Genomic DNA, 15,834 nt, shown 5'->3' on the forward strand with positions numbered 1-15,834 from the left:
AAAGAGGGAAAGTGACAAGCTTTCCCTTTTTTGCTAAAAATAAGGTGAATTTAAATGGAAATAAGTGAAATTCAAAGCTCATTAGATGAATTAAAAAAGCGGTTAGACCACTTTAGGGGGTCTCTTTGACTTAGATGCTATCGACGAAAGCATCAGTATAAATGAACAGAAAATGGCTGAACCAGACTTTTGGAATGATCAAGAAAAAGCCCAAGCACTTATTAGTGAAACAAATCGCTTAAAAGAAAAAAGAGATTCATTTTTAAGTCTGCAAGCCGGATATGAAGACGAGACAGCAGCATTAGAACTTTTGCGAGAAATGCCTGATGAAGATTTAGAAAAAGAAGTTGTTCAAAACTTATCAGGTTTGCAAAGTAAATTTCATAATTATGAGCTAGATCTACTTCTTTCTGGTAAATATGATGATCATAATGCACTTATGGAAATACATCCGGGTGCAGGTGGTACAGAGGCCATGGACTGGGCAGATATGCTCCTAAGAATGTATCAAAGATATTCAGATCAAGCCGGGTTTAAGTTTGAAATAAACGATTACGAGGCTGGAGAAGAAGCTGGTGTCAAGAGTGTAAGTATTAGAGTTGTCGGCAAGAATGCTTACGGAATGCTTAAATCTGAACATGGAGTCCACAGATTAGTTCGAATTTCACCATTTGATTCTGCTAAACGTCGTCATACTTCTTTTGCTTCAGTGGAAGTAATTCCCGAAGTAGATGAAAGTATTCAAGTTGACATTGATCCTAAAGATCTTAGAGTTGATGTCTACCGTTCTAGCGGGGCCGGTGGTCAGCATATTAATAAGACTTCAAGTGCGGTTAGAATTACTCACTTACCAACTGGAATAGTAACTACTTCTCAGGCACAACGTTCACAAATTCAAAACCGTGAAACTGCGATGAACGAACTTCGTGCAAAATTATTCCATCTGGAAGAAGAAAAAAAGCGTAAAGAAAAAATGGCGCTAAAAGGTGAGCAAAAGGAAATCGGATGGGGTTCACAAATTAGATCTTATGTTTTCCATCCCTATAATTTGGTCAAAGATTTACGAACAGGATATGAAACGGCTGATACTAAAGGGGTAATGGATGGAGATTTACAACCATTTATCTATTCATACCTCCAATGGCTTCTTAGCCAAGAAAATCCAGAATAGGTGAAAAAATGACTTTTGCAAGTATCTTAATTTTAGTTTTAATAGCAGCGATTTTGTTGAGTTTGCTGTTTGTATTTTTTCATATTTTTATTTATTTAATTCCAGTAGCCTTAATAGCTGCTTTAATTATTTGGTTAATTGGCAAATTTTCAAAAAATAAAACCAAAGATAATATTTTAAGTAGTAGAATTAACTTTGAAGATTTTAGTAATTCAGGTCCAAAATCAAATTCAAGAAAACGGGCTCGTAATGTAAAGGTTAAGGATGTTGACGATAAAAAATAGGGGAAATAAAGATGGTAGAATCGGTTAAATTAACAAAATTAATTCGTGATATAAGTGTTATTGAGGTTTATGACGGTCAACAATTTCTAACTAATAAAGATATAAAAGTGTCTGATGTTTATCGTCCAGGACTTGAATTAACAGGCTATTTTGATTTCTATCCTAAGCAAAGAATTCAACTTTTAGGAAGAACAGAAATTTCTTACGCGGCACATCTCGATCATGATATTCGCAAGCGAGTATTTACAAAAATGTGTACGGACGAAACACCATGCTTTTTAATTTCTAGGTCTTTACCTGTGCCAGAAGAATTAAAAGAAGCAGCTGAAAAGGCCAAAATTCCAATCTTGAGATCAAGTGAATCAACTACTTATTTATCAAGTATTTTAACTGATTATTTACGTCAAAGATTGGCTAAAAGAACCAGTATTCATGGCGTTTTAGTTGAGATAAAAGGTATGGGTGTTCTTTTGACAGGAGCTTCTGGTGTTGGTAAATCAGAAACAGCCCTAGGTCTTGTTCAACGTGGACATCGTTTGATTGCTGATGATCGTGTTGATGTTTATCAAAAAGATCATGAAACGGTTATGGGAGAATCTCCTAAGATTTTAAGACATTTAATGGAAATTCGTGGAATTGGAATTATTGATGTCATGAATTTATTTGGAGTTGGAGCAATTAAGGATCGTACCCAAATTCAATTAGTAATTAATTTGGCTAATTGGGATCCTAATGCAAATTATGATCGTTTAGGTTTCAATGAAGATACTCGTGAAATTTGTAATGTAGAAATACCTCAAGTTACGATTCCTGTAAAGGTTGGTAGAAATATTGAAATCATCATTGAAGTTGCAGCAATGAACTTTAGAGCTAAGAAGATGGGCTTTGATGCGACACAAACATTTGATGATAATTTGGCAAGTTTAATTTCTGATAACTCCCAAAAAGATACAAGTAAGGAAAATAAATAATGATCAATTTAGCTATTAATCCTACGGCATTTGTATTAGGACCGTTTAATGTTAAGTGGTATGGGATCATCATGGCGGCCGCTATAGTTGTAGCTGCGTGGATGGCTATTTCTGAGGGAAAAAAGCGGCAAATTATTCCTGATGATTTTGTTGATCTTCTACTTTGGGCAGTACCAATTGGCTATATTGGTGCTAGAATTTATTATGTTATCTTTGAATGGAGTTACTATTCACAACATCCAAATGAAATTATTGCAATTTGGAATGGTGGAATAGCCATTTATGGTGGTTTAATTGCCGGAGCAATTGTTTTACTTGTTTTTTGCTACAAAAGGTTTTTACCACCGTTTTTGATGCTTGATATCATTACACCAGGAGTTATGGCAGCTCAAATAATAGGTCGTTGGGGCAACTTTGTTAATCAAGAGGCACATGGTGGACCGACTACATTACATTTTCTTCAAGAATTACATTTGCCAGAATTTATTATTCAACAAATGAAAATTAATGGAGTCTATTATCAACCAACATTTTTATATGAATCTGTTTTAAATTTAATTGGATTGATAATTATTTTAAGTTTAAGACATCGTAAGCATCTCTTTAAACAAGGTGAAATATTCATGTTGTATTTGATGTGGTACTCAGCTGTGAGATTCTTTGTTGAAGGATTAAGAACTGATAGTTTGTATATTTTTGGTACAATAAGAGTATCACAAGCATTAAGTGTGATATTGTTTATTATAACTTTGGCCCTATTTATTTATCGTCGTGTTAAAATTAAACCTAAGTGGTATCTTGATGGTAGTGGTTTAAAATATCCATATACAAGAGATTAAAATTTCAATTAGAAAGATTGAGTGAAAAAATGACAAAAATTGCAGTTTTAGGTAATGGTTCATGGGGTTCTGTTTTAGGTTCCATGCTCGCAGATAATGGTAATGATGTTACTTTCTTTGGAAATATCGATAGTGTGAATGAAGAAATTAATACCCATCACACCAACAGTCATTACATGAAGGACTGGAAATTGAATCCAAGCACAAAAGCAACTAGCGATTTAGAAGTAGCTTTAGATGGTGCAGAAATTGTTTTATTTGTATTGCCAACAAAGGCAGTTCGCATTGTTGCTAAGAATGTACGCAAAGTCCTTGATAAAACTGGAAATAAGCCACTTATTGTAACAGCTACTAAAGGTATTGAACCAGGTACTAAGAAGCTTATTTCGGATATTTTAACTGAAGAAATTTATCCTGAAGATGGTGATAAGATTGTTGCTATTTCTGGACCAAGTCACGCTGAAAACGTTGCTCAAAAAGATTTAACTGCTATTGCTTGTGCATCAACTAATGAAGATAATGCCAAGTTTATTCAAAAGGTGTTCTCAAATGATTATGTTCGCTTCTACACTAATGATGATTTGGCTGGTGTTGAAGTAGGTGGTGCTGTTAAGAATGTTATTGCGATTGCTGCAGGAATCTTAGTAGGTAAGAAATATGGTGATGATGCCAAAGCTGCTTTGATGACAAGAGGTCTCGCTGAAATCACTCGCTTAGGTGTAAATTACTTTGGAGCTAAGCCACTTACCTTTAGTGGTTTATCAGGTATTGGTGATTTAATCGTAACTTGTACTTCACCTAATTCACGTAACTGGCGTGCCGGTAAGCAAATCGGTGAAGGTAAAGATCTAGATTATGTTTTGGAAAACATGGGTCAAGTTGTTGAAGGTGCAACTACTGTTAAGGCTGTTCATGAATTAGCTGAAGAAAAGAATATTGATATGCCAATTAGTGAAGCAATTTATAGTGTGCTTTATGAAAATGGCAATGTTGATGATGAAATCAAGAAAATGATGGGCAGAGAACCAAAACCTGAAATTAGTTTATAAAATATAATGATTGAGTTTAAGCAAGAATGCTTAAACTTTTTTTATTGAGCATAAGTGTTGTCTTTTCAATTTTTATCATGTAGAATATGCTTATTAAAAGTAAGAGAGGTGCGAAAATGAGTAAAGAAACTAAAGAATATGATGTAATCATCATTGGTGCTGGACCAGGCGGTATGACCGCCGCAGTTTATGCATCAAGAGCTAACTTAAATACATTAGTTTTAGATCGTGGCCCATATGGTGGTCAAATGAATAATACCGATGCAATTGATAACTATCCTGGCTTTCTTGAAATTAAAGGTCCTGACTTAGCAGATAAAATGCATGAAACAGCTACAAAATTTGATGCTGAATTTGCTTATGGTGATGTTCAATCTGTTGAGTTAGATGGCAATATGAAAGTTGTTAAAACCGATACAGCTGAATATAAAGCACCAGTTGTAATTATTGCTACTGGTGCAGATCATAGAAAACTTGGTGTTCCTGGGGAAGAAGAATACTCAGGAAGAGGAGTCTCTTACTGCGCAGTCTGCGATGCAGCATTCTTTAAAGACGAAGATGTAGCTGTTATTGGTGGTGGTGATTCAGCAATTGAAGAAGGTAACTACCTTTCTCAAATGGCTAAATCAGTTACTGATATTCACCGTCGTGATAAGTTACGTGCACAACCTTCATTACAAAAGCGCGCATTTGCTAACCCAAAGATGAGTTTTGTCTGGGATGCAAATACAACTGCAATTGTCGGCGATGGTCAAAAAGTAACTGGTGTTGAATACATTGATAAAGATACCGGTGAAAAGAAGGAAGTTAAGGCTGCTGGAGTATTTATTTATGTAGGTGTAGTACCACAAACTGCGGCTTTTAAGAATCTTGGAATTTTAGATGAAAAGGGTTGGATTCCTACTGATGAAAACATGCATACTAAGGTTCCTGGAATTTTTGCATTAGGTGATGTTCGTCAAAAGAACTTGCGTCAAATTGCTAATGCTGTCGGTGATGGTAGTATTGCAGGTCAAGAAGCCTATAATTATATTCAAGACTTAAACGATAAATAAAAAATTAACAGTTAAAATATTTTATATATAATGGGAGGCGAAGGCCTCTCTTTTTTTGTGCTTTCATAACACAATATGTAAAAATTTTGAATTTAGAAGATTATTTCGTAAATGTACTCTAAATTTTATCTAAAAAAATAGTAGAATAGTGTTACAAGGGATTAAATAAAAAATAAAGAATTGAGGTTCAGAATGAACGCACAAGAAATTTTTGAAAAGTGGAAAAACAGTAATAAGTTACCAGATTACTTAGCAGATCAATTGAATACCTTAGGTAAGGATAAATCTTGGATTGAAGATGCCTTTGGTCAAGATATTAACTTTGGTACTGCCGGTATGAGAGGTCGCTTAGAGCCTGGTACTAACAGAATTAATATGTTTACTGTTGGACGAGTAACTGAAGGTTTGGCTCGCTTGATTGATGAAAATGGTGATGAAGCTAAGAAACGCGGAGTTGTAATTTCGTTTGATTCAAGATACCATTCAAGAGAATTTGCGGAACATGCTGCTAGAATTTTGGGAGCACATGGAATTCATGTTTACTTGTTTGATGATTTAAGACCAACCCCAGAATTATCTTTTGCAGTACGTTATTTACACACTTTTGCCGGTATTAACATTACCGCTTCACACAACGCTAAGCAATACAACGGTTATAAAGCTTACGGTGAAGACGGTGCACAAATGGCTCCAGAAAATGCTGATAGATTATTTGCTTATGCACAAAAAGTAGATGATATTTTCTCAGTGAAGGCTGCACCAGTAGAAGAATTGCGTGCAAATGGTACCTTACAATTAATTGGTGAAGATGTTGACGAAGCTTATTTGGCAGAACTTAAGAAGGTTAATATTGATACTGATATGGTCAAAAAGAATGCCGATAAACTTAAGATTATTTACACTCCTCTTCACGGTACAGGTAAAATGCTTTACGATCGTGCGTTTAGAGAAGGTGGATTTGATAATGTGATTCCGGTTCCAAGTCAATCAATTATTGATCCAGAATTTCCAACTACTATTAAACCAAATCCAGAATATCGTGATGTCTTTAAACCCGGCTTTAAATTGGCCGATGAAGTTAATGCTAATGTAATTATCGCAACTGATCCGGATGCTGATAGAATGGGTGCGGCTGTAAGAACTAATGAAGGTGATTTCCAAGTTCTTACCGGTAACCAAATTGCTACTTTAATGGCCAATTACTTATTAGTTCACCTTAAAGAAACAGGTAAATTAACTGACGATTACGAAATTGTAACTTCAGTTGTATCAAGTGCTTTACCATTCAAGATTGCTAAGAGTTATGGCATCAGAACTAAGCATGTATTGACAGGCTTTAAATATATTGGTGAAGAAGTTGACCGCATGAAGAAGAAAAATGATGGTAAATTCCTTATGGGCTTTGAAGAAAGTTACGGTTACTTGTTTAAACCATTTGCTCGTGATAAAGATGCTATGCAAGGCGCTTTGATGTTTGCAGAAGTAGCAAGTTACTATGCATCCCGTGGTATGACTGTCTTTGATGGCTTAAGAGAAATCTGGGAAAAGTATGGTGTTGCTTACGAAATTACTAAAGCAATTGAAATGCCAGGTATTGGTGGTCAAAAGAAGATGGCCGAAATGATGAATAAGCTTAGAAATGATCACCTAACTGAAATTAATGGTACTAAAGTTCTTAAAATTCAAGACTTTTTGAAGCAGGAAACTATTGAAAATGGTGAAGTGAAACCATTGGAAGGCTTTCCAAAGTCAGATGTTTTGAAGTACTTCTTAGATGATGAAACTTGGGTTGCCCTTAGACCATCAGGTACTGAACCAGTAATTAAAGCTTATGTTGGAGTTAACAAAAAGGATATTCAAACTGCTGAAAAGGCGGCTGAAGACTATCAAGCAGCTTTAGCAAAACTTTTAAATTAAAGTAAAAATAGTGCGAAAACACGTTCGAAGTAGTAAAATAGAATCATTAAATAAAAAGTTGGACTTTTGGTCCAACTTTTTTTACGAGGAGGCTTTTTTATGATTAAGCGACAAAATAATAAAAAGTTTGAACTTGTATCAAAATATAAACCTGCTGGTGATCAGGAACAAGCGATTGAAAAATTAACTGAAGGCTTTAAAGAAGGTTACAAAGAACAGATTTTGGAAGGTGCTACCGGTACTGGTAAGACTTTTACAATGGCAAATATTATTGCTAAGTTAAATAAACCTACTTTAGTAATTTCTCATAATAAAACTTTGGTTGGTCAGCTTTATGGTGAATTTAAAGAATTCTTCCCACACAATGCAGTTGAATACTTTGTTTCATACTATGATTATTATCAACCTGAAGCTTATGTTCCTCAATCTGATACTTATATTGAAAAGGACTCATCAATTAATGATGAAATTGATCAGCTTCGACATGCCGCAACTAGTGCGTTAATGGAGCGCAATGATGTTATTGTAGTAGCATCTGTTTCAAGTATTTATGGTTTGGGTGACCCACATGAATATGCTAAGAGCGTTTTAACAATTCATGAAGGTGATGAATATGAAAGAAATACTTTACTAAGAGACTTAGTAAATATTCAATATGATCGAAATGATATTGATTTTCAACGTGGACGTTTTCGTGTGCGTGGGGATGTAGTAGAAATTTTCCCTGCAGGAAATTCAAATCATGCTTACCGAATTGAATTCTTCGGTGATGAAGTAGATCGAATTGTTGAGATCGATTCCTTAACTGGTGAAGTAATCGGTGAAAGAGAAAATATTTCACTTTTCCCAGCTACTCACTTTATGACTAATGATGAGCAACTTAGACGAGCACTTAAGGCAATTTCTAAGGAAATGGATCTTCAAGTCAAGAAGTTTGAAGGAGAGGGAAAGCTTCTTGAGGCTCAAAGAATTAAACAAAGAACTACTTATGATATGGAAATGATGGGAGAAGTTGGTTATACCAATGGAATCGAAAACTACTCTCGTCATATGGAAGGTCGAAAAGAAGGGGAACCTCCTTATACATTACTTGACTTCTTTCCAGATGATTTCTTGATTTTAATCGACGAGTCACATGCAACTATGCCAGAAATTCGAGCAATGTATAATGGGGACCGTAATCGTAAAAAGACTTTGATTGATTATGGATTTCGTTTACCTTCAGCTTTAGACAACCGTCCTTTAAAATTAGATGAATTCGAAGATCATGTTCATCAAATACTTTATGTTTCAGCAACTCCGGGTGATTATGAATTAGAAAGAGCTGATCAAAAAGTTGAACAAGTTATTCGTCCAACCGGCTTACTTGATCCTAAGATTGAGGTTCGACCGATTGAGGGTCAAATTGATGATTTAGTTGGTGAAATCAATAAGCGAATTGAGCGCGACGAGCGTGTCTTTGTTACTACTTTAACCAAGAAGATGGCGGAAGATTTGACCGACTATCTAAAGGATCTGGGAATTAAGGTTAGATATCTTCACTCTGACATTAAGACGCTTGAAAGAATGCAAATATTGAGAGATTTAAGACTTGGAAAATTCGATGTCCTAATTGGAATTAACTTGCTTCGTGAAGGTATTGATGTACCTGAAGTTTCATTGGTGGCGATCCTTGATGCTGATAAGGAAGGATTCCTTCGTGCATATCGGCCATTAGTGCAGACTATGGGACGTGCAGCTCGTAATGCTAACGGTGAGGTAATCATGTATGCGGATAAGATTACTGATTCAATGCGTGAAGCCATAGATGCAACTAACCGTCGTCGTAAGATTCAGCTGGAATTCAATAAAGAGCATGGCATTACTCCAAAGACAATTATTAAGCCAATTCGAGATGCAATTTCTGCTATTAAAGCAGGTAGTGAAGAAGAGCAGAAATCAGATAGCTTTGCAGATTTGAACTTTGATGAATTGACTGCAAAACAGAAGAAAGCAATGATTGCTACTTTGCGTAAGCAAATGCAAGAAGCAGCTAAGAAATTAGACTTTGAAGAAGCAGCCAATTTACGTGATGCTATACTTGAATTACAAAATGAAAATAGAAGGCCAAAAAAGATAAAGGGGAAAAATTTTAATGGTAAATGATAAAATTGTCATTCGCGGAGCGCGTGAACACAATTTAAAAGATGTCAATTTAACAATTCCTAAAGATAAATTAGTGGTAATTACAGGCTTATCTGGTTCAGGGAAAAGCTCCTTAGCTTTTGATACCTTGTATGCAGAAGGTAGAAGACGTTATGTTCAATCATTATCAAGCTACGCCAGACAATTTTTGGGACAAATGGATAAGCCGGATGTTGATTCAATCGATGGCTTAAATCCAGCTATTTCAATTGATCAAAAAACCACTTCACATAATCCACGTTCAACAGTCGGAACAGTTACTGAAATTAATGATTATTTGAGATTGCTTTGGGCAAGAGTTGGAACTCCAATTTGTCCTAATGATGGTACAGTCATTGAAAGTCAAAGTGTTGATCAAATGGTTGATCGAATTATGGAATTACCTGAAAGAACTAAAATCCAGCTTTTGGCTCCAGTTGTTCGAAATAAACGCGGTGGACATAAAGAAGTATTCAAACGAGTACAAAGATCAGGATATGTGCGTGTCATTGTTGATGGTGAAATGCATTCAATTGATGAAGACTTTGAATTAGAAAAAAATAAGCGTCACTCAATTGATATTGTAGTTGATCGTTTAGTCGTTAAAGAAAGCATTCGTTCAAGACTATTTGATTCAATTGAAGCAGCATTAAGACTTTCTGATGGTTACATGAATGTTGATGTCATTGACGGAGAAATGCTTAACTTTTCAGAATTCTATGCTTGTCCAAAGTGTGGCTTTACAGTTGGAGAAATGGAGCCAAGACTTTTCTCATTCAATGCACCCTTTGGTGCTTGTCCTGCCTGTGATGGACTTGGAATGAAATTAACTGTTGATGAGGATTTAGTTATTCCAGATAAGTCGAAAACTTTGGCTGAAGGTGCAATTCTACCATGGAAAACTTCAAAGTATTACACGGGTATGTTAGAACAAGCTTGTGAAGCTTTAAAAATTCCGATGGATAAACCATTTAATAAGCTTACTAAAAAACAGAGAGAAACTATTTTATATGGTTCAACCAAGGAAGTTAAGTTTCACTTAACAGGTGATTTTGGCGTTAATGATACAACTCAGGCCTTTGAAGGAGTTATTAATAATATTGACCGTCGTTATCACCACCCAATGTCAAAATTTATGCGTGAGGCAATGGGTAAGTATATGACTGAACTTACTTGTACTACTTGTCACGGTAAGCGTCTCAATGAAAAAGCTCTAGCTGTGAAAGTAAATGGTAAAGATATTGCTGAAGCTTCAGAATTATCAATTAACAAGTCACTCGATTTCTTCAAGAATCTTAATTTTAATGAACAAAAGACCACGATTGCCAAGCCGATTTTGAAAGAAGTTCGTGATCGTTTATCATTCCTTGATAGTGTGGGATTAGATTACTTAACACTTTCTAGATCCGCTAATACCTTATCTGGTGGTGAGGCCCAACGTATTAGATTAGCCACTCAAATTGGTTCTAACTTGTCAGGGGTTATGTATGTTCTTGATGAGCCATCAATTGGTCTTCATCAGCGTGATAATGACCGATTAATTTCATCTCTTAAGCGAATGAGAGATTTAGGTAATTCCTTAATCGTTGTTGAACACGATGATGAAACAATGCGGCAAGCTGATTATTTAATTGATATGGGACCTGGTGCCGGTTCTTATGGTGGTGAAGTAATGGCCGCAGGAACTCCTGAAGAGGTTGAAAATAATCCTAAATCTTTAACAGGTCAATATTTAACTGGTGAAAAATTTGTGCCAGTACCATTAAAGCGCCGTAAAGGTAATGGCAAGAAAATAACAGTTAAGGGTGCACAAGAAAACAATTTGAAAGATATTACTGTTGATTTTCCTTTAGGAAAATTAGATCTTGTGACGGGTGTTTCCGGTTCTGGTAAATCTACTTTGGTCAATACTGTTTTAAAGCGGGCTTTAGCTCAAAAACTAAATAATAATTCAACTAAACCAGGAAAGTACAAGAGTATTACTGGATATAAAAATATTGAAAAATTAATTAATATTGATCAAAGCCCAATTGGTCGTACCCCAAGAAGTAATCCGGCTACCTATACTGGTGTCTTTGATGATATTAGAACATTATTTGCTCAAACTAATGAGGCAAAGATGCGAGGATACACTAAAGCAAGATTCTCATTTAATGTTAAAGGTGGACGTTGTGAAGCTTGTCATGGTGATGGAATCATCAAGATTGAAATGAATTTCCTACCTGATGTATATGTACCATGTGAAGTATGTCATGGTAATCGTTATAATTCAGAAACTTTGGAAGTAACTTATCGCGAAAAGAATATTTCGCAAGTATTGAATATGACAATAAATGAAGCAACTAAGTTCTTCGAAAACATTCCTAAGATCGAAAGAAAATTACAAACTATTGTTGATGTAGGTTTAGGCTATGTTAAGTTAGGGCAATCAGCAACTACTTTATCTGGTGGTGAAGCTCAAAGAATGAAACTTGCTGCAGAATTACAGAAATTATCAACTGGTAAGAACTTCTATATTCTTGACGAACCAACAACTGGACTTCATACAGATGATATTAAACGTTTGATGGAAGTACTTGAAAGATTGGTAGATGAAGGCAATACCGTTTTAATCATTGAACACAATTTGGATGTTATCAAATGCGCTGATTGGATTATTGATTTGGGCCCAGAAGGAGGAGATGGCGGCGGTACTGTAGTAGCCACTGGCACTCCTGAAGAAGTTGTTAATGTTAAAGAAAGCTATACGGGTAAATATTTGAAACCGGTTTTAGACCGTGATACTAAATTAACGAAGGCTGCCAAAAATAACAAAAAATAATGTATAAAATTAATTTGGTTGGCTATAACTTTAATTCAGTGTAAAATGTTAACAAGGAGGAGATATAATTATGGATAACTTTTCATCTTCAAATCAAAGTCGTGGCTTTGACTGGGGGGCATTTGTTGCCGGTATTTTAATGGTAATTGCATCATTTTTAATTATGCGTCACCCTGCCAAAGGTTTACAGGCCTTTGTTCTTGTATTTGGTATTGTTTCAATACTTCAAGGTATTGTATGGTTAGCAGGATACTCACGTTTTCGTGATTTCTTCCAACACAGTTGGGTAGCAATCATTTCTGGTGTTTTAGATATCATTATTGGTATTTTATTCTTATGTTCATATGACATTGGTGGAATTGTGATTGCATACTTATTTGCAATTTGGTTCTTTGTTGATTCAGTAGTTGGAATTGCATTTTCAGGACGCTTGAAAATGATTTCAAATGGTTACTTTATCTTTAACTTGATTATGAACATTTTGAGTTTAATCATTGCAATCTTTTTGATTTTCAACCCAATTATTGCTGCATTGAGCTTAGTATGGTTGGTTGCATTTTGGCTTTTGGTTTTCGGAATAAACGAAATTATTACTGCCTGGATGCATAGATAAAAATTAGAGTCGAAAGACTCTTTTTTTTTGCCTAATTTAAGAAAATGAAACACCCGGTGTGTTATAATATTTGAACAGGAGGCGTCTTATGTCCGAAGAAAAGAAACAATTATTAATAGTTACAGGGATGAGTGGTGCAGGAAAGACTGTTACGGCTCATGCCTTAGAAGATATGGGGTATTTTGTTGTTGATAATTTACCTCCGACTTTACTGGGTAGCTTTTGGGATCTAATGATTAATTCTGAAGATTTCAAGAAAGTGGCTGTAGTAATTGATTTAAGAGTAAAAACTTTTTATGAAGACTTACTTTCAGAAGTAAATTCACTTGAAGATAACGGTAAAGTCCAGGCTACAATTGTTTACTTAGATTCTTCCGATGATGCTCTGGTAGCAAGATATAAGGAAACTCGTCGTTTACCCCCACTTGCTACAAATGGTCGATTACTTGATGGCATACAAGAAGAGAGAAGAATTCTTAGCCCAATTAAGAATCGTGCAAATTATATTATTGATACTTCCAAGTTATCTACTAAAGAACTAAAAGAAAAATTATTACATGAATTTAGCGACCGCAAACATCAACAGTTTTCAATCGAGGTCATGTCATTTGGCTTTAAATATGGGATGCCAATTGATGCGGATATTGTAATGGATGTTAGATTTTTGCCTAATCCATTCTATATTCCAGAGTTGAGACCTTTTACTGGATTGGATAAGCGTGTTTTTGATTATGTAATGAACAAAGAAGAAACAAAAGTCTTTTACGAAAAACTATTAGATTTAATGAAAACCGCTATTCCAGGTTACATTAAAGAAGGTAAAGAAAAATTGACTATTGCGATTGGTTGTACTGGTGGTCAGCACAGAAGTGTATCAATTGCTCAACAATTGGCAAGAGATTTATCAAAGAAGTATTCTGTGGATATAACTCATCGTGAGGTTAGTCGTTATATAAGAAATTAGGTGAAAAGATGGCATATGGTGAAACCAAAGTAATTCGCGTGATTAAGGGAAGACGTCCGCGAGTTGTCGTAATTGGAGGAGGAACTGGATTACCAGTAGTTCTCAATTCTCTGAAAGATCAAAATGCAGAAATTACTGCTATTGTTACAGTTTCAGATGATGGTGGTTCATCTGGTTCAATCAGAAATTTTATTAACGTTGTTCCACCTGGTGATATTAGAAATGTTTTAGTCTCACTAAGTGATATTCCAAATGAAGAAAAGAATATTTTCCAATATCGATTTGATTCATCAGATTCATTCTTTTCAGGTCACGCAATCGGTAATTTAATTATTGCGGCCTTAAATGAAATGCATGGAAACATATTTGATGCAGTGCAGTCCCTCTCTAAGATGATGAAGGTTGATGGGCATGTTTTCCCAGCTTCTAATGAACCATTGACCTTAAATGCAGAATTTATGGATGGAAGTACTGAATCAGGTGAAACTGAAATTACCTCCAAAGATAAACAAATTAAGCGTGTTTGGGTAACCGATACCAATAATAGCGAGACTCCAAAAGCTGTATTACCTGTTTTGGCAGCAATCATGCAGGCGGATGCAGTTGTACTTGGTCCTGGTAGTTTGTTTACCTCTATTTTACCTAATTTGATGATTTCGAATTTGGGTCAGGCGGTTCGTGAAACTAAGGCAGAAGTTATTTACATTTGTAATATTATGACCCAGCGCGGAGAAACAGATCATTTCAGTGATGCTGATCACGTTCGAGTGATTAATGAACATTTAGGTGGTCATTATATTAATACCGCTCTAGTAAATGGTGCAAAAATCGATATGGATAAGTTCCATCCAGAAGATTACGATGAATATATTGAACCAGTTAGAAATAACTTTAAGGGCCTAAGAGAGCAAGAATGTCGAGTTATTACGGATGATTTTATTGATCAAAGACATGGCTTAGTTTTTCACGACGGTGAAAAAGTGGGAGAAGAAATTATTAACTTGGCTTTTGAAGCAATGTCAAGAAAAAGATTGGATGAAGAAATAGATGGCTAGTTATGCTAGTGATGTAAAAAAAGAGCTAACTTCGCTTGAAGTTCACCCGGAACATGCAAAGGCGGAGTTAGCTGCTTTTTTGCGTATGAATGGTGTTTTAAATTTACATGATCATCAATTTAGTTTGGATATAACAACGGAAAATCCAGCAATTGCTAGAAGAATATTTACTTTAATTAAAGTTGCATTTGGAGTAGAACCATTATTAATTGTTTCTAGAAAAATGAAATTGAAGAAGAATAATCAATATTTGGTACGTCTTCAAAATAATGTTCAGGAAATAATGCGTAAATTGCAAATCTGGGATCCAGAAAAGGGATTAGTTACTAGAATTCCAGAAAGAATCATGAATTCTGAAGAAGGTGCAATGTCGTATTTACGTGGTGCCTTTTTAGCTGGTGGAAGTGTTAACAATCCGGAAACAAGCCGTTATCATTTAGAGATATATTCAACTTACGAAGATCACAATGAAGATCTGAAAGATTTAATGAACAAATATTTCCACTTAAACGCTAAAACGACTAAAAGAAGAAGTGGATATATTGCGTATTTGAAAGAAGCAGAAAAAATTGGAGATTTTCTACATATTGTAGGTGCTTTAAATGCAATGTTGGCATTTGAAGATTTGAGAATTATTCGTGATATGAGAAATTCGGTTAATCGCTTGGTTAATTGCGATACAGCAAACATGAAGAAAACAGCTTCAGCTTCAGCAAAACAAATCGAAGATATTCAATTGATTGATAAAGAAGTAGGTTTAGATAAGTTACCTGAAAAGTTAGAGGGGCTTGCACGTTTCCGATTAAAACATCCGGAATTATCTTTAAAAGAGTTGGCAGCACAAGTACCAGATGGGCCAATTTCAAAGTCAGGCGTAAATCATCGCTTGAAAAAGTTAAAAGAAATGGCAGAAAAATTAAGAGTATAAAAAA

Annotated in this window: 13 protein-coding genes; all 13 read left to right on the forward strand. The window is 35.2% G+C overall.

Annotated elements, in window-relative coordinates:
• Positions 1-54: 54 nt before the first annotated feature.
• The 13 genes from prfB (at position 55) to whiA (ending at position 15,830) form a co-directional block, all read left to right on the forward strand.
• Positions 55-1,171, forward strand: a protein-coding gene (gene prfB / locus NFR82_RS04680) for a peptide chain release factor 2 (protein ID WP_251717131.1) whose coding sequence is annotated in 2 segments (ribosomal slippage) — positions 55-126 and positions 128-1,171 — 1,116 coding nt in all. Because the reading frame shifts where the segments join, the coding sequence is not laid out codon by codon here.
• Positions 1,172-1,179: 8 nt separating this feature from the next.
• Positions 1,180-1,455: a hypothetical protein gene (locus tag NFR82_RS04685; RefSeq protein WP_251717132.1), complete on the forward strand. Its 276-nt coding sequence runs from the start codon at positions 1,180-1,182 to the stop codon at positions 1,453-1,455.
• Between the two features lie 11 nt (positions 1,456-1,466).
• Positions 1,467-2,426, forward strand: coding sequence for an HPr(Ser) kinase/phosphatase (gene hprK, locus NFR82_RS04690; protein ID WP_251717133.1), 960 nt, complete (start codon positions 1,467-1,469; stop codon positions 2,424-2,426).
• The gene (gene lgt / locus NFR82_RS04695; RefSeq protein WP_251717134.1) at positions 2,426-3,265 is read left to right on the forward strand and encodes a prolipoprotein diacylglyceryl transferase; all 840 of its coding nucleotides are present in this window, start codon (positions 2,426-2,428) and stop codon (positions 3,263-3,265) included. The genes hprK and lgt overlap by 1 nt, the downstream gene beginning before the upstream one ends.
• Positions 3,266-3,294: 29 nt before the next feature.
• Positions 3,295-4,314, forward strand: coding sequence for an NAD(P)H-dependent glycerol-3-phosphate dehydrogenase (locus NFR82_RS04700; RefSeq protein ID WP_251717135.1), 1,020 nt, complete (start codon positions 3,295-3,297; stop codon positions 4,312-4,314).
• Positions 4,315-4,430: 116 nt separating this feature from the next.
• On the forward strand, positions 4,431-5,369 hold the full coding sequence (gene trxB / locus NFR82_RS04705; RefSeq protein ID WP_251717136.1) for a thioredoxin-disulfide reductase: 939 nt from the start codon (positions 4,431-4,433) through the stop codon (positions 5,367-5,369).
• Between the two features lie 192 nt (positions 5,370-5,561).
• Entirely contained in the window at positions 5,562-7,286 is a 1,725-nt protein-coding gene (locus tag NFR82_RS04710; RefSeq protein WP_251717137.1) for a phospho-sugar mutase, read from the forward strand.
• A 99-nt stretch (positions 7,287-7,385) separates the two neighbouring features.
• Entirely contained in the window at positions 7,386-9,431 is a 2,046-nt protein-coding gene (uvrB, locus tag NFR82_RS04715) for an excinuclease ABC subunit UvrB (RefSeq protein WP_251717138.1), read from the forward strand.
• A complete protein-coding gene (uvrA, locus tag NFR82_RS04720) occupies positions 9,421-12,270 on the forward strand; it encodes an excinuclease ABC subunit UvrA (RefSeq protein ID WP_251717139.1) in 2,850 nt (949 codons plus the stop codon). Before uvrB ends, uvrA begins: the two co-directional genes overlap by 11 nt.
• A gap of 70 nt (positions 12,271-12,340) precedes the next feature.
• Positions 12,341-12,883 carry an HdeD family acid-resistance protein gene (locus NFR82_RS04725; RefSeq protein WP_251717140.1) on the forward strand — a complete coding sequence of 181 codons (543 nt, stop codon included), beginning with the start codon at positions 12,341-12,343 and terminating at the stop codon, positions 12,881-12,883.
• 88 nt (positions 12,884-12,971) lie between these two features.
• Positions 12,972-13,847 (forward strand): RNase adapter RapZ, encoded by an 876-nt coding sequence (gene rapZ / locus NFR82_RS04730; protein WP_251717141.1) that lies wholly within the window; start codon positions 12,972-12,974, stop codon positions 13,845-13,847.
• Between the two features lie 8 nt (positions 13,848-13,855).
• The gene (locus NFR82_RS04735) at positions 13,856-14,902 is read left to right on the forward strand and encodes a gluconeogenesis factor YvcK family protein (protein ID WP_251717142.1); all 1,047 of its coding nucleotides are present in this window, start codon (positions 13,856-13,858) and stop codon (positions 14,900-14,902) included.
• A complete protein-coding gene (whiA, locus tag NFR82_RS04740) occupies positions 14,895-15,830 on the forward strand; it encodes a DNA-binding protein WhiA (RefSeq protein WP_251717143.1) in 936 nt (311 codons plus the stop codon). Before NFR82_RS04735 ends, whiA begins: the two co-directional genes overlap by 8 nt.
• The last annotated feature ends 4 nt before the right edge of the window (positions 15,831-15,834 follow it).

It is taken from the genome of Lactobacillus agrestimuris (genome assembly GCF_943193025.1).
In the GTDB taxonomy this organism is placed as follows: Bacteria; Bacillota; Bacilli; order Lactobacillales; family Lactobacillaceae; genus Lactobacillus; species Lactobacillus agrestimuris.

Bases quoted from the DNA above. Each gene is read 5' to 3' on its own strand.
- NFR82_RS04685 (WP_251717132.1), top strand. From the start codon at position 1,180: ATGACTTTTGCAAGTATCTTAATTTTAGTTTTAATAGCAGCGATTTTG.
- hprK (WP_251717133.1), top strand. From the start codon at position 1,467: ATGGTAGAATCGGTTAAATTAACAAAATTAATTCGTGATATAAGTGTT.
- lgt (WP_251717134.1), top strand. From the start codon at position 2,426: ATGATCAATTTAGCTATTAATCCTACGGCATTTGTATTAGGACCGTTT.
- NFR82_RS04700 (WP_251717135.1), top strand. From the start codon at position 3,295: ATGACAAAAATTGCAGTTTTAGGTAATGGTTCATGGGGTTCTGTTTTA.
- trxB (WP_251717136.1), top strand. From the start codon at position 4,431: ATGAGTAAAGAAACTAAAGAATATGATGTAATCATCATTGGTGCTGGA.
- NFR82_RS04710 (WP_251717137.1), top strand. From the start codon at position 5,562: ATGAACGCACAAGAAATTTTTGAAAAGTGGAAAAACAGTAATAAGTTA.
- uvrB (WP_251717138.1), top strand. From the start codon at position 7,386: ATGATTAAGCGACAAAATAATAAAAAGTTTGAACTTGTATCAAAATAT.
- uvrA (WP_251717139.1), top strand. From the start codon at position 9,421: ATGGTAAATGATAAAATTGTCATTCGCGGAGCGCGTGAACACAATTTA.
- NFR82_RS04725 (WP_251717140.1), top strand. From the start codon at position 12,341: ATGGATAACTTTTCATCTTCAAATCAAAGTCGTGGCTTTGACTGGGGG.
- rapZ (WP_251717141.1), top strand. From the start codon at position 12,972: ATGTCCGAAGAAAAGAAACAATTATTAATAGTTACAGGGATGAGTGGT.
- NFR82_RS04735 (WP_251717142.1), top strand. From the start codon at position 13,856: ATGGCATATGGTGAAACCAAAGTAATTCGCGTGATTAAGGGAAGACGT.
- whiA (WP_251717143.1), top strand. From the start codon at position 14,895: ATGGCTAGTTATGCTAGTGATGTAAAAAAAGAGCTAACTTCGCTTGAA.